Here is a 12,325-nt window from a genome sequence, read left to right on the forward strand (position 1 = left end):
CTTATGGGCGTATCGATGTGGCGCAGGTGCCAGAAATGCAGCTGTGCCAAGGCTTGCACATTCCAGAATCCAGGAACAATGGAGTCATCACCTAATGGAGCCCTCAACAGTATCAACGCAATAACTGCCTCCTGTATCACCATCGAGTCGCGTCATGCCTATGAGGCGGCAGGACGGCGTTCCCAATTGAAAGAGTACGTTAGGAGGTGGCAGCTATGTAAGCGTCCGCTCTCTACCGTCAGGCGATGGAAGAGGAAAAGAAGATCACGGTATCCAAGTCGCTGGCGATCGAGAAACACAGCATCAAACTGGCCACCTTCATCGCCGCGCTCTTCTACGACCTTTCCACCGAGAAGCAGGTACGCATCCCGACCCAGGGCGAAAAACGTGAGCGTGACCTGCGCGAGCTGGTGAGGAAGAATAAGCGCCCGGTGGCCCTGTTCGTTGATGAGGCACATGACCTCAACGGCCATACGCTGACTGGTCTCAAACGTTTGATGGAGCTGGTAGAGGATGGCGACGGCCGACTGTCGGTGGTACTGGCCGGGCATCCCAAGCTGCGTAACGACCTGCGCCGGCCGACGATGGAGGAAATCGGCTACCGCACCGACATCTTCTCGCTCGACGGCATCGCCGGCAGTCAGCGCGAATACATTCATTGGTTGCTGGAAACCTGCACTAAAGGGAAGGTCGAACCCGAGTCGATCCTGAGTGAAGACGCCATAGACCTGCTCGCCACCAAGCTGCGCACACCACTGCAAATCCAACTGCACATCAGTTTGGCACTGGAAGCGGGCTACCTGACCGGCGAGAAGCCCGTTTCGGCGGAGCTGGTGGAATCGGTGCTGTCGCGCCAACTGGATGACCTGGAACCGACCCTGACGCGCCACGGCTACCGCATCAAGGATCTGGTGGAGCAGTTCGACGCCAGGCCTACCGAGATCAAGGCGCTGCTCAGTAACGCGCTTGACCCCGCGCGCGCTGCCGAGCTGCGTGACAAGATGCTGGCGGCGGGGCTGCCGATCTGATCACTGGCTAATTTCACGTTTTCGGGGTTGGGCAAAAATAGCCAACTTCGACGCTGCACTGCAAGTTCGCCAGTCTGTCGCTCCAACCGATCCTGCTGAGTGGCCTGTTCCTTCAGCAGTAGTCGGGCCTCGGTGAGCAGGCGCTCATTGTCGCGGTTCAACCGGGTCAGTTCGTCTTGTTTAACGATTAGCGTCTGCTGTAGCTGGTGAGCCTCCAGCTGCAGCACCTGCGCTTCGTGCCGGCGCTGCTCCTGCTCACGCTGATCCTTGCTTGTACGTCGGTAGTGCTCAAGTGAATCACGGGCATGTCGGTGTCCGGTTGGTCAGGCTTTCAATGCCAGTATTCGGCGCGCACCGTTCAGTACGATGAGGCCCACGACAGTACCAATCACCAAATCTGGGTAGGAAGAACCTGTCCAGGCAACCAATGCACCTGCTGCAATAACACCAATGTTCGCGAGCACATCATTGGCTGAAAAAATCCAACTCGCTTTCATGTGTGCACCACCTTCGCGGTGGCCATAGATCATCAAGAGACAGCTGACGTTTGCGACTAGTGCGACTGCGCCAATCCCCATCATCAGCATCGACTCAGGTTCGCTGCCGTAGAGGACGCGTCTAGCCACTTCCACGAGCACGCCCAGAGCCAACACGATCTGAAAGACCCCCGCCAGGTGGGCAGCCCGAACTTGAAGCCGTGCACTCCGGCCGACCGCATAGAGAGCCAGCCCATAGACGGCAGCATCAGCAAACATGTCCAACGAGTCGGCAACCAGGCCAGTCGACTGGGCGATCAAACCTGCACCCATCTCGATGACAAACATCGCGGCATTGATACCGAGCAGGATCTTCAGCGTGCTTGCCTCTTTCGAAGCAGTCAGCTCTTCATTGGCACTATTGGCCGAGGCTGCTTCCTGACTGGCCGGCTCAGTACCCAGCAACGCTGCACCCAGGCCAAGTGACTCCAGCTTGGTAGCGATCTGGTCAACCGCCCCGTCATGGAAAGCGCGTACCTGTCTGCTGGTCAAATCAAAGGACAACGAATTGAGCTCAGGCAAGCCATTCAGTGCGAGCCGAATCATTCGTTCTTCTGAAGGGCAATCCATCTTGGGTACAGAAAAACTGCTGACCCATGTTCCTTCATTCGAAGGCGCGGTTGCCGCTTCTGTGGTTGCCGAAACTGGGCCACAGCCACAGGACTTCTCACAAGAACTCATGATTCGCTTCTCCTATCGGGCTTTATTTTGTCGATTAAAAACCATATAGCAGGTATAGGGTCAAGCATGGATATACTGAGTTTTCACTCAGGAGAAGGCCATGCGCATAGGCCAACTTGCAAAGCTGACGGGGGCGGACATTCAGACGATTCGTTTTTATGAACGTCAGGGACTGCTCCCACCTCCTAACCGTCAGGACAATGGCTACCGAGCCTACGAAGCGGATCATGTGGAGAAACTGCTGTTCATTCGCCGATGCCGCTCTTTTGGCATGTCACTGGAAGAAATTGGTGTTTTACAGGGCTTTCAGGAGCAGCCGCAGCAACCATGCACGGCGATCAATACGCTCCTTGATAGACATATCGCCCAGGTAAGGGCTCAGATCGCATCCTTACATGCCCTCGAAAACCAGTTGGTGACGTTGCGGGGCTGCTGCGATGACGAACGACAAAGCCTGGACTGCGGAATACTTTCGGGTCTGGTGGAGGGCGGCACTCCACTTCTTCAATCCTGAGGTCGAAGACCCTGCTTTTGATCGAGGATCAAGCGGCAGACCTCTTTCCTATTCACGGCTTAAATTCTTTTTTTGCATCGCCTCAATCCATAGCGCTTGACCCTATTGCGACTACAGGGTGTTCACTTGGCACATCTGACCAAGGAGTATTTCATGTCCAGTTGCTGTGGCGATGACCCTAAGCCCACTACTTCCTCTGGGACTTGCGCCTTGCAGCAAGCCGGCCCGTCCCCATGCGGCTGCGCGTCTATGGGCGTCAGCTTGCTGGTTGTCCTGAATGGCCTTCGACCGCTGCGCAAGTGAGATCCAGATGAATACAGCCCTCCGCATTGCCATTGATGAAGCCTTCTCACGAGCAAAGCAGGCCCTCCGAGAAAAGGATGAAGCCGGAACCTTTCCCTGGTTGGAGCGGGCCCACATATTGAGCCAGCGAATGCCAGTCCTTCACGCTCGGAGCCATTGGCTGATGCTGAGGGCTGGCTGGCAGTTGCGCGACTATCGGGAGGTGCTCGGCCAAGTGCCTCGGATCATTGCGGCACTGCTGTTCTCCTGGATCTGGGTGCCACTCGGAAACACCGGGCGGGCCAGGGTTAGTGCTTTCGCGCCGATGCCCGTCTCCCAGGAGTTGCAGCGACTTCTTCAAGGAGAGTCGCGATGAGCTCTTCTCCTGAAAGGTCACTTTTCGGCGCTCCTTGGCTTTGGTGGTCGTTATCGCTAGCAATTGCGTTAGCCGACCAGGTGTTCAAGAGCACAATTGAGGGTTCGCTCCCGGTCGGCTCCGTGACTCCTATGGCCACGTTCTTCAATCTGGTTCATTTCTGGAATACCGGCGCTGCGTTCAGCTTCCTGGCTGACGCGGGCGGTTGGCAGCGATACGTCTTCATCGCCCTGGCCGTCATCATTTCGATAGTGCTCGCGCTGATCCTGCGTAAGCCCAGGCCCAAGAGCGAAGCGCTGGGCTATAGCCTCATACTGGGCGGTGCAGTTGGGAATCTGATTGACCGCGCATTCCGTGGTCATGTGATCGACTACCTGGATTTCTACTGGCAGTCCTGGCATTGGCCGGCGTTTAACCTGGCGGATATCGGTATCGTCGGTGGCGCCGCCATGTTGATCCTGAGCAGTTTGCTGAACCCAAAAGCGGAAGTGGACCGAGCCAGAGAATGAAAAGCTCGCCTTCGACGGACACAGTGCGCTGGGTAGGCCATGCATGGGTCGGACCCGGTATCGGAGTCTTTCATGGGCGTGCCGGTCACCAAGGCTGGCACCACCATCAGGCGCATCAGATCTCAGTGGGCCTCGATTCAACCGTAGCGGTCGAAACCCCGCTGGGTATTCATTCAGGGGCAGCCATCTTCATTCCGGCAGGCTTGAAACACCGGCTGAGCGCCGGTCGAGTTCTGTCGATCTATGTGGATGCGCTGTCCGAGGAAGCTCGTGCTTTGCGGGGTACCGAAGAAGCGAGGGTGATTGAGATCACGCCGGCGGATGTAGCGGCGATTATCGGCGCGCTGCGCGAGACAGGACACAGTGCTGTACAGCTGAAGGCTGGGGTGCGCCAGGCGCTGCGGCTACCCGACCCACCGATCTCAGATCCTCGCTTGACCAAGGTGATTGAAGCGCTGCGTAGAGGCCAAATGAGACGCGAAGAAATGGCCGCACTGGTGCATTTATCACCCACACGGTTTTCCCATTGGTTCGTGGAACAGACAGGTCTGCCGCTTCGCAGCTATGCGAAATGGTTACGTCTCACGCAAGCCCTACAGCACCTGGCCAAAGGGGGGCGGCTGACCGAAGCGGCGCATGAGGCGGGCTTTTCTGACTCGGCGCATTTCTCCCGAACATTCCGGACGCTGCTGGGCATCGATCCATCATCTGCCCTGGCTGAAGTCGATCTCCAGGAATCCTAGCTCTTTCGTTCAAGTCGAAAGCTGGAATCTCCGAATAGAGTCATGGCTCCATCACAGGGAGCTGAACGATGTCGACCTTTCTTCGATTTGTCATACGGTGGGTGAGCTATCCACTCGTGTTTGGTGGCGCTGCCGCCTTCATGATCTGGGCGCTGTATGCCGGCGTACCGTATTGGCCCACCACTCCCATAGCCGCCGCGATAGGACTGTTGAGCATCGCTGGCTTGGAGCGCATCCAACCTTTTCGCGAAGCCTGGCTTGAGGATCATCAAGACACCGCGACAGATCTGCTGCACATGCTGGTGAACCTTTCCGTCATTCAATTCACCGCGGAAATCCTGGCCAAACTTGGCGATGCGGTGCCGGCTTCGGTTCGTCTCTTTCCGATCGAGAGTCCGCTGTGGCTCCAGTTGCTACTGGTCGCTGCCGTGCTCGATCTGGGCCTGTACGCCATGCATCGAATTAGTCACCGAGTGCAATGGTTGTGGCGTTTTCATATGATTCATCACAGCGCCGAGCGGTTGTATTGGGTGAACGGGGAGCGACGCCATCCCCTGCACGCGGCGCTCATGGCCGGCCCGGGGCTGGTGATTCTGCTCGCATTAGGCGCCCCGTCTGCCGTAGTCGCCACCTGGTTTGGCATTCTGACCGTGCACTTGGCTTTCCAACATTCGAACCTGGACTACCGGCTTGGATGGCTGCGTCATTTGATCGGGGTTGCTGAAATTCATCGCTGGCATCACAAGCGCGACTTTGAAGATGCCCAGGTCAACTTTGGTGAGTTTCTGATGGTCTGGGATCGACTGTTCGGCACCTTCTTCGACAGTGCGGGGAAGCTAGGGGAGGCCGAGGTCGGGTTGCATGAAAAGGACTACCCCAAAGGCTACCTTGGGCAGTTCGCCGAACCCTTTGGGCTAGATCGTAGAAGCAAAGGCTAGCGGGTTCTCTTGCAGTGGCACGATGTCTCTGGATTGCTCTGGTTAGTTGCAGAAAGCGTGAGCCCATTGAGATTGAATGCGAGCCGAAGCGGCTGAATGCAAGCTCGCTCGCAGTTAATGTGAGCCCGAGGGCTTCGTCAGTTGCAGTTAATCTGAGCCGGGAATCGCGTTAATTGCGAGCCCGGTTGTTTTCAAATGCGAGCCGTTACACGTAGCCACTGGTAAGGTGGTTCTTCTGAGCAGTAAGCCGGCTTCCTAGCAGCGCTGGGGTGTGCCTCACCTCACTGTCCAGAGCTGATCTAACCGTGTGGTATAGCTTGGGCCGAGCATTTCCCGACACATCCCCAGTCAGGAGTCACCGGCACCCCGCCCAGGCGGAGCGTGCCTCGACCCCACTTGGAATTGATCCGATCCATCACCTGCATGACCTTCTCAGAGGCGACGGGCTGTACGGCGGCGATCACGATGTCACGAGAGCGACCGAGCAGATTGTCTCCATGCGCGACAAGGCTGACGCAATCCTAGTGGCGGAAACCGTCAAGAAGATTGAACAACTGGGCGCCACGGCGGCAGGCCGTGGCGAAGCGAAGCGCAGCCCGGCTGTCCGCCTGCAAGGTAGATATGTGCTACTCGACCAGATGCAACGTGGGCCCGCCCCACTGATGCACAAGGGCAAATAGCAGTACCAACCTAGGGCCTTTGCAAGTGCTCCTTTGCCCAGTCAGCGGCGCTCAATGAGCGCCGCTCTTTCCACCTTCAGACCGACAAACAGAGAGCCCTGACAAACGGGAAATCGTGGGCTAACGCGCGAAGTGCGGGCGGTCACTTGCTCGCTTGCAGCGAAACGATCAGCGGACAGCTCACTGTCCCTTGGCTCGCGCAACAGTCATCAACCAGCTGCGCCAAGACCGACTCGATCCGCTGAAGATCCGCGAGTTTCTCACGCACATCCTCAAGCTTCTGCTCGGCGAGCACACGCGCTTCGTCGCAGTGCGCGCCGTCGTCCAGTCGCAACAGTCCGGCCACTTCATCAAGGCTAAAGCCCAGCCGTTGCGCGGACTTCACGAATCTCACCCGTGCGACATCCGCCTCGCCATAGCGGCGAATGCTGCCGTAGGGCTTGTCCGGTTCGGGTAACAGCCCCTTGCGTTGATAGAACCGAATGGTTTCCACGTTAACCCCGGCTGCCTTGGCAAAGGCGCCGATGGTCAGGCTTTCCACCGCGTTGTGCATGCCGCTTGACCCCGTACCTAACTACGGAAATAACCTTAACCCATCGATCAACCACTCGGAAGGATGAACGTATGTCTGAATCGCGAAATGGGCGCGGTGCACTCCTCACTGGAGGTCTGGCGGCAATCCTCGCGTCCACGTGCTGCCTGGGGCCGCTGGTGCTGATCGCCTTGGGCTTCAGCGGTGCCTGGATCGGCAGCCTCACCGTTCTGGAACCTTACCGCCCGTTCTTCATTGGCGCGGCACTGGTTGCGCTGTTCTTCGCTTACCGGCGCATTTTCCGCCCGGCTCAAGTCTGCATACCCGGTGAGGTCTGCGCTGATCCCCAGGTAAGCACCATCTACAAGCTCGTTTTTTGGGTCGTGACGGCCTTGGTGCTGGTCGCGCTCGCTTTCCCCTACATCCTCCCCTTGTTCTACTAATCAGGAGTTGGTCATGAAAAAGCTGCTTGCCGCTCTCGCCCTCATTGCCGTGGTTTCCCCAGTGTGGGCCGCCTCCCAAATCATCACCCTGTCGGTGCCGGGCATGACCTGCGCCGCTTGCCCAATCACGGTGAAGAAAGCGCTGACCAAGGTCGAGGGCGTGACCAAGGCCGAGGTGAGTTATGAGAAGCGCGAAGCCATCGTCACCTTCGACGATGCCAAGACCAGTGCGCAGGCGCTGACCAAGGCGACAGAGGACGCCGGCTACCCGTCCAGCGTCAAGCAATAGGCGGGCATTCCGATGGCAAATTCTTTCAATCTGTTCACACGGATCGGTGACAAAGCCGGTTCCGTCGGCGTGCTGGTTTCCGCCATAGGTTGCGCCTCGTGCTTTCCCGCCCTTGCCAGCCTGGGCGCCACGATCGGACTGGGCTTTTTGAGCCAATGGGAAGGCCTGTTCATCACCACGCTGTTGCCGTTGTTTGCCGGCGTGGCTCTGCTCGTCAATGCCCTCGGCTGGTTCAGTCACCGGCAGTGGCGACGCGCTGCGCCTGGCCTGATCGGCCCGGCCCTGGTGCTGGTAGCGGTGTTTTTGATGCTGGCTCACGGCTGGCGGAGCGGCTGGCTGCTCTATATCGGCCTGGCCGTCATGTTTGGGGTGTCCATCTGGGACTTCGTGTCGCCCGCGCACCGCCGTTGCTCCCCGGCGTCCTGTCCGACGCCGCCAAACCAGTGAACCTGACAAGAGACGATTCAATGAGTAACGTTATGACCGAACTGAAAATCATTGGCATGACCTGCGCATCCTGTGTCGTGCATGTGAAAGAGGCCTTGGAGAAGATTCCGGGCGTGCATCGGGCGGATGTTTCCTACGCCAGTGGGAGGGCCGAATTGAAGGTCGACGAGGCCGTAAGCCGTGAACAAATGCAGGCCGCCGTCGAGGCCCTGGGGTATCGAGCGGCGTTCGAAGACATCACGCTACCTACCCGTCCCGGCCTGCTCGATAAGGCACGGGGCTGGCTGAGCGGTGGCACTGACGCCGGGAAAGAGGGTGACAGGCTTCACGTGGCGGTTATCGGCAGTGGTGGCGCCGCCATGGCGGCCGCGCTCAAGGCGGTAGAAAGGGGGGCCCGCGTCACCCTGATCGAGCGCGGCATCATCGGCGGCACCTGCGTCAACGTCGGCTGCGTGCCCTCCAAGATCATGATTCGCGCCGCGCACGTGGCCCATCTGCGCCGCGAAAGTCCGTTTGATGGCGGACTGCCCGCCACGCCGCCGCTTGTCTTGCGCGAACGGTTGCTCGCCCAGCAACAGGGTCGTGTCGACGAACTGCGCCACGCCAAGTACGAAGGCATTCTGGAAAGCACCCCAGCCATCACCGTGCTGCGTGGCTCCGCCCGCTTCCAGGACAGCCACACGCTCAGTGTGGAACTGGTCGAGGGGGGCGAGCGCATCGTGACCTTCGACCGCTGCCTGATTGCCACCGGCGCCAGTGCGGCCGTGCCGCCGATTCCCGGACTGCAAGATACCCCCTTTTGGAACTCGGAAAAGGCGCTGGCAAGCAGCAGTATTCCGCAACGGCTCGCCGTGATCGGCTCATCCGTGGTGGCCTTGGAGCTGGCGCAAGCCTTTGCCCGGCTGGGTAGCCGCGTCACCATCCTGGCGCGCAACTCGCTGTTCTTCCGTGAAGATCCGGCCATCGGCGCAGCGCTGACGGCGGCCTTCCGCCTGGAGGGCATCGAAGTGCTGGAACAGACGCAAGCCAGCCAGGTGGCCCATGCCAACGGCGAGTTCGTGCTGACCACCAAGCACGGTGAAGTGCGGGTCGACCAACTGCTCGTCGCCACCGGACGCACGCCCAACACCCACGGCCTGAACCTGGAAGCGGCCGGCGTGCAGCTGGATGAACGCGGTGCCATCCAGATCGACCAGGGCATGCGCAGCAGCAAAGCGGATATTTATGCGGCCGGCGACTGCACCAACCAGCCGCAGTTCGTCTATGTCGCGGCGGCGGCCGGCAATCGCGCGGCGATCAACATGACCGGCGGCGAGGCAATGCTCAATCTCGACACCATGCCGGCCGTGGTGTTCACCGATCCGCAGGTGGCCACCGTCGGCTTCAGCGAAGCGGAAGCGCACCAAGCCGGCCTCGAAACCGACAGCCGCACCTTGACCCTGGACAACGTGCCGCGCGCTCTGGCGAACTTTGACACACGGGGGTTCATCAAGCTGGTCGCCGAAACGGGCTCGGGCCGACTGCTGGGCGTGCAGGCAGTGACCCCGGAAGCGGGCGAGCTGATTCAGACGGCCGCCCTCGCCATCCGCGCCCGGATGACGGTGCAGGAACTAGCCGACCAATTGTTCCCCTACCTGACCATGGTCGAGGGCCTGAAGCTCGCGGCGCAAACCTTCAGTAAGGACGTGAAGCAATTGTCCTGCTGCGCCGGGTAAAGAATGCGAGGTGCAAACATGAACATTAAGACTAATGAACTCGGCAGGGGTGACAGCCTGCGCCAGACATGGCAGGTGATCAGCTTCTGGGGGCTGCCTGCCGTTGTCGCGACGCTAACCATTCTTCTGGCAGATCGACACCCCACGCTATTCCTGGCCGCAAGCGCCGCGCTGGCGGTGATGGGTGGCGCCTGCCTGGTCAATGCCGCACGCTGCCGCCGACTTCACTGCTACCTCACGGCGCCGTACTTCCTGTTGCTCGCGCTCGGCGGGCTGCTGGCTTATGGCTTCGACCCGCATGGCGAGCAGTTCTCCAGACTGTGGCTATTGCTGGCACTGGGGGCGGCACCCTTGCTCATCTGGCTGCCCGAGCGCCTGGCCGGCCGAAAGTACCTTGGCGCTCCAGGGTGCGGAGAAGGCCGGGAGTGTCGGTGATGTAGGCCCTCTCAGCAGCCCTGATTGGCCGGGAACGCTTCGGTCTCCGTAATAGTGCTGCGAGCCAAGGACGTTATGCGAGGACTCCGTGTGCTTTTCGGTTTCGCCTGCTCTTCCGAACAACCGAACGACTCCAGCCGACAACAGATGTGCACGCTCATGAAGTTCATTCAAAGTTTTTTGGGGCCTCGCGGCCCCAGGGACACGACATTCGAGGCGGGCAGCTAGTTGGCCGCATGGGGGTGGGTCGGACTGAAAAGCCCTGATTTAGGCTGCGAAGGACGAAAAATTGTTAGCGTAACAATATCGTTAAATATCAATATGTTATGCACTACTAACTGTTAGCGTCATTCAGATATAACGATGGCTGCGTCATTGCTCGCAGCGCCGAAGCAAAGGCTCTGGGCATCCCCATGGGCGCTGCCTATTATCAGGTGCGCGAGCAGATGCGCCATCAAGGTGTGGTGGCGCGCTCAAGCAACTACGTGCTCTATGCGGACATCAGCAATCGTGTAATGCGTGTGCTGGCCGAGATGCTGCCCGGTCTTGAGGTGTACTCCATCGATGAGGCCTGGGGAGATATGACAGGTGTGTCGGATCTGGAGGGTCTCGGCCGAGACATTCGTCAGCGCTTGGCATGTGAAATCGGCATGCCGGTTGGTGTAGGCATCAGCACAACCAAGACATTGGCCAAGTTGGCGAATTGGGCAGCGAAGAAGTGGCAGGGAACTGGAGGCGTGTTGGACCTCACCGACCCAATCCGCCAGGAGAAGCTTTTGCGATTGGCGCCGGTGAAGGAGGTGTGGGGCGTGGGCCATCGGTCAGCAGCCAGGCTTGCGGCACTGGGCGTTTCCACCGCCTGGGATCTGGCGCAGTTCGACATCGGTACCTTGCGCAAGACATTCGGCGTGACCATGGAGCGTACAGCTCGAGAACTGCGCGGTATCAGTTGCATTGGCTTCAACGATGGGCCGCCGCCGAAAGAGGCCATCTGCTCAAGCAAGATGTTCGGGGTGCGCCAGACGGAGCTACCGCCGATCCGTGAGGCGCTGGCTGCATACGTGAGTCGTGCAGCGGAAAAGCTGCGCGGCCAAGCGTCACTGTGCAGCACCTTGCAGGTTGGCCTGCAGACACAATTGGCGGATCTTGAGGGGCCTCGCTATGCCAATGTGATAACCCTGGGCTTGCCGGCTCCGACTGATGACACCCGCGAGATATTGGCACTCGCCCAGCAGGGGCTGACTCAAATTTACCGGCCCGGATATCGCTACTCGAAGTGTTCCATCCTGCTGATGGACTTGAGCCTGCGTGGTGAGCTGACTCCGGACCTGTTCGCGCCGGCACCGCGCAGAGGCTCCGAGCAACTCATGTCGGTGATCGACCAGATTAACAAGAGGGAAGGGCGCGGGACCGTTCGCATCGGTCGCGTGCCTGCGACGCCGGCTTGGGCCATGCGCCGAGAGATGCTCAGCCAACGCTTCACGACGTGCTGGGAAGAGGTGATAGGGGTACGAGGATAGCTACCGGCATTTAGCCTCTCATAGCCAAGCATAATGCGAGTTCCCCCTATGTAACCAATGCCCCCATCCTTCGGGTTGGTAGGTGGCTGATATCGTAATACTCTGCGGTCGCGGGACTTGCCACGATGGGCGCACTCTCGCCCAGGGTTTCAGGATGGCAACCTACTGTGACGTAGTTTATTGAGAGATGGGGCAGTCAATCTTGTTGCAGGTGGTGCTGACGTCGTACTCCATCTATGGCTATTGGCTTACAGCCCTACCTTCGGACTCAACGATCCCATCGGCTACGCTGGTAATCAGTCTCTGGAGGAGTACGCCATGTCTGCCAAGGAAGAGCAGTTAATACAGTTGCTGGGCCTCATGGCTCGCAGCATGACCCACTTGACCGCATCCGTAACCGCCATGGCCTTCGAACAGCTGCGAAGCCAGGATTCAGCGCTGCAGAATTCAGCCAAGCGCATGATCGAGCGGATGCAGGCTATAAATGAAGAGTTGGATCAGCAGTGGGAGCTGGTCGGCCAGCTAACCGGCCAACGGGATCAAGAAGCGCTTGTGGAAGTGCTGGAGATATCTTCGGTTCGAATGCGTCGGGAGGCGGAGGCATCCTGAGCCCATGAGCATACTGAAATGGATTTCGCCACTAAGGAAGGTAACGCC

General features: G+C 59.1%; 14 protein-coding genes and 3 pseudogenes. 13 read left to right on the forward strand and 4 right to left on the reverse strand.

Features of this window, described 5'->3' with window-relative positions; genetic code table 11:
- Nucleotides 1-223 precede the first annotated feature (223 nt).
- Nucleotides 224-1,028: pseudogene (locus ACN0X6_RS00075) on the forward strand (AAA family ATPase); the annotation flags it as partial.
- Between the two features lie 65 nt (nucleotides 1,029-1,093).
- On the opposite strand, the pseudogene ACN0X6_RS00080 reads toward ACN0X6_RS00075, so the two are convergent.
- Nucleotides 1,094-1,342: pseudogene (locus ACN0X6_RS00080) on the reverse strand (cointegrate resolution protein T); the annotation flags it as partial.
- A gap of 9 nt (nucleotides 1,343-1,351) precedes the next feature.
- A complete protein-coding gene (locus tag ACN0X6_RS00085; protein WP_375136126.1) occupies nucleotides 1,352-2,248 on the reverse strand; it encodes a cation transporter in 897 nt (298 codons plus the stop codon).
- A 97-nt stretch (nucleotides 2,249-2,345) separates the two neighbouring features.
- On the opposite strand from ACN0X6_RS00085, the gene cadR reads away from it, so the two are divergent.
- The 5 genes from cadR to ACN0X6_RS00110 all read left to right on the forward strand — a co-directional run bounded on the left by cadR (nucleotide 2,346) and on the right by ACN0X6_RS00110 (nucleotide 5,607).
- A complete protein-coding gene (gene cadR, locus ACN0X6_RS00090; protein WP_107320920.1) occupies nucleotides 2,346-2,759 on the forward strand; it encodes a Cd(II)/Pb(II)-responsive transcriptional regulator in 414 nt (137 codons plus the stop codon).
- 310 nt (nucleotides 2,760-3,069) lie between these two features.
- Nucleotides 3,070-3,417, forward strand: coding sequence for a DUF3703 domain-containing protein (locus tag ACN0X6_RS00095; protein ID WP_107320934.1), 348 nt, complete (start codon nucleotides 3,070-3,072; stop codon nucleotides 3,415-3,417).
- Complete coding sequence (gene lspA, locus ACN0X6_RS00100) at nucleotides 3,414-3,926, forward strand: signal peptidase II (protein ID WP_107320919.1); 513 nt, start codon at nucleotides 3,414-3,416, stop codon at nucleotides 3,924-3,926. The genes ACN0X6_RS00095 and lspA overlap by 4 nt, the downstream gene beginning before the upstream one ends.
- Complete coding sequence (locus ACN0X6_RS00105) at nucleotides 3,923-4,669, forward strand: helix-turn-helix transcriptional regulator (protein WP_107320918.1); 747 nt, start codon at nucleotides 3,923-3,925, stop codon at nucleotides 4,667-4,669. Before lspA ends, ACN0X6_RS00105 begins: the two co-directional genes overlap by 4 nt.
- A 68-nt stretch (nucleotides 4,670-4,737) precedes the next feature.
- Nucleotides 4,738-5,607: a sterol desaturase family protein gene (locus tag ACN0X6_RS00110; RefSeq protein ID WP_107320917.1), complete on the forward strand. Its 870-nt coding sequence runs from the start codon at nucleotides 4,738-4,740 to the stop codon at nucleotides 5,605-5,607.
- Nucleotides 5,608-5,883: 276 nt separating this feature from the next.
- Here ACN0X6_RS00110 and ACN0X6_RS00115 read toward each other — a convergent pair.
- Together ACN0X6_RS00115 and merR are read right to left on the reverse strand one after the other, a co-directional pair.
- A pseudogene (locus tag ACN0X6_RS00115) lies at nucleotides 5,884-6,071 on the reverse strand (DUF4113 domain-containing protein); the annotation flags it as partial.
- Between the two features lie 358 nt (nucleotides 6,072-6,429).
- A complete protein-coding gene (gene merR, locus ACN0X6_RS00120) occupies nucleotides 6,430-6,840 on the reverse strand; it encodes an Hg(II)-responsive transcriptional regulator (protein ID WP_008567182.1) in 411 nt (136 codons plus the stop codon).
- 71 nt (nucleotides 6,841-6,911) lie between these two features.
- On the opposite strand from merR, the gene merT reads away from it, so the two are divergent.
- The 7 genes from merT (at nucleotide 6,912) to ACN0X6_RS00155 (ending at nucleotide 12,277) form a co-directional block, all read left to right on the forward strand.
- On the forward strand, nucleotides 6,912-7,262 hold the full coding sequence (merT, locus tag ACN0X6_RS00125; protein WP_008567181.1) for a mercuric ion transporter MerT: 351 nt from the start codon (nucleotides 6,912-6,914) through the stop codon (nucleotides 7,260-7,262).
- Between the two features lie 13 nt (nucleotides 7,263-7,275).
- Nucleotides 7,276-7,551: a mercury resistance system periplasmic binding protein MerP gene (gene merP, locus ACN0X6_RS00130; protein ID WP_008567180.1), complete on the forward strand. Its 276-nt coding sequence runs from the start codon at nucleotides 7,276-7,278 to the stop codon at nucleotides 7,549-7,551.
- Between the two features lie 12 nt (nucleotides 7,552-7,563).
- Nucleotides 7,564-7,998 (forward strand): organomercurial transporter MerC, encoded by a 435-nt coding sequence (gene merC, locus ACN0X6_RS00135; protein ID WP_008567179.1) that lies wholly within the window; start codon nucleotides 7,564-7,566, stop codon nucleotides 7,996-7,998.
- Between the two features lie 32 nt (nucleotides 7,999-8,030).
- Nucleotides 8,031-9,713, forward strand: a complete 1,683-nt coding sequence (gene merA, locus ACN0X6_RS00140) for a mercury(II) reductase (RefSeq protein WP_008567178.1) — start codon at nucleotides 8,031-8,033, stop codon at nucleotides 9,711-9,713.
- Between the two features lie 18 nt (nucleotides 9,714-9,731).
- Nucleotides 9,732-10,148, forward strand: coding sequence for a hypothetical protein (locus ACN0X6_RS00145; protein ID WP_008567175.1), 417 nt, complete (start codon nucleotides 9,732-9,734; stop codon nucleotides 10,146-10,148).
- A gap of 374 nt (nucleotides 10,149-10,522) precedes the next feature.
- Entirely contained in the window at nucleotides 10,523-11,668 is a 1,146-nt protein-coding gene (locus tag ACN0X6_RS00150; protein ID WP_417701724.1) for a DUF4113 domain-containing protein, read from the forward strand.
- Nucleotides 11,669-11,986: 318 nt separating this feature from the next.
- The gene (locus ACN0X6_RS00155) at nucleotides 11,987-12,277 is read left to right on the forward strand and encodes a hypothetical protein (protein ID WP_417701099.1); all 291 of its coding nucleotides are present in this window, start codon (nucleotides 11,987-11,989) and stop codon (nucleotides 12,275-12,277) included.
- Nucleotides 12,278-12,325 lie beyond the last annotated feature (48 nt).

Source organism: Pseudomonas sp., from assembly GCF_048269965.1.
Lineage (GTDB): Bacteria > Pseudomonadota > Gammaproteobacteria > Pseudomonadales > Pseudomonadaceae > Aquipseudomonas.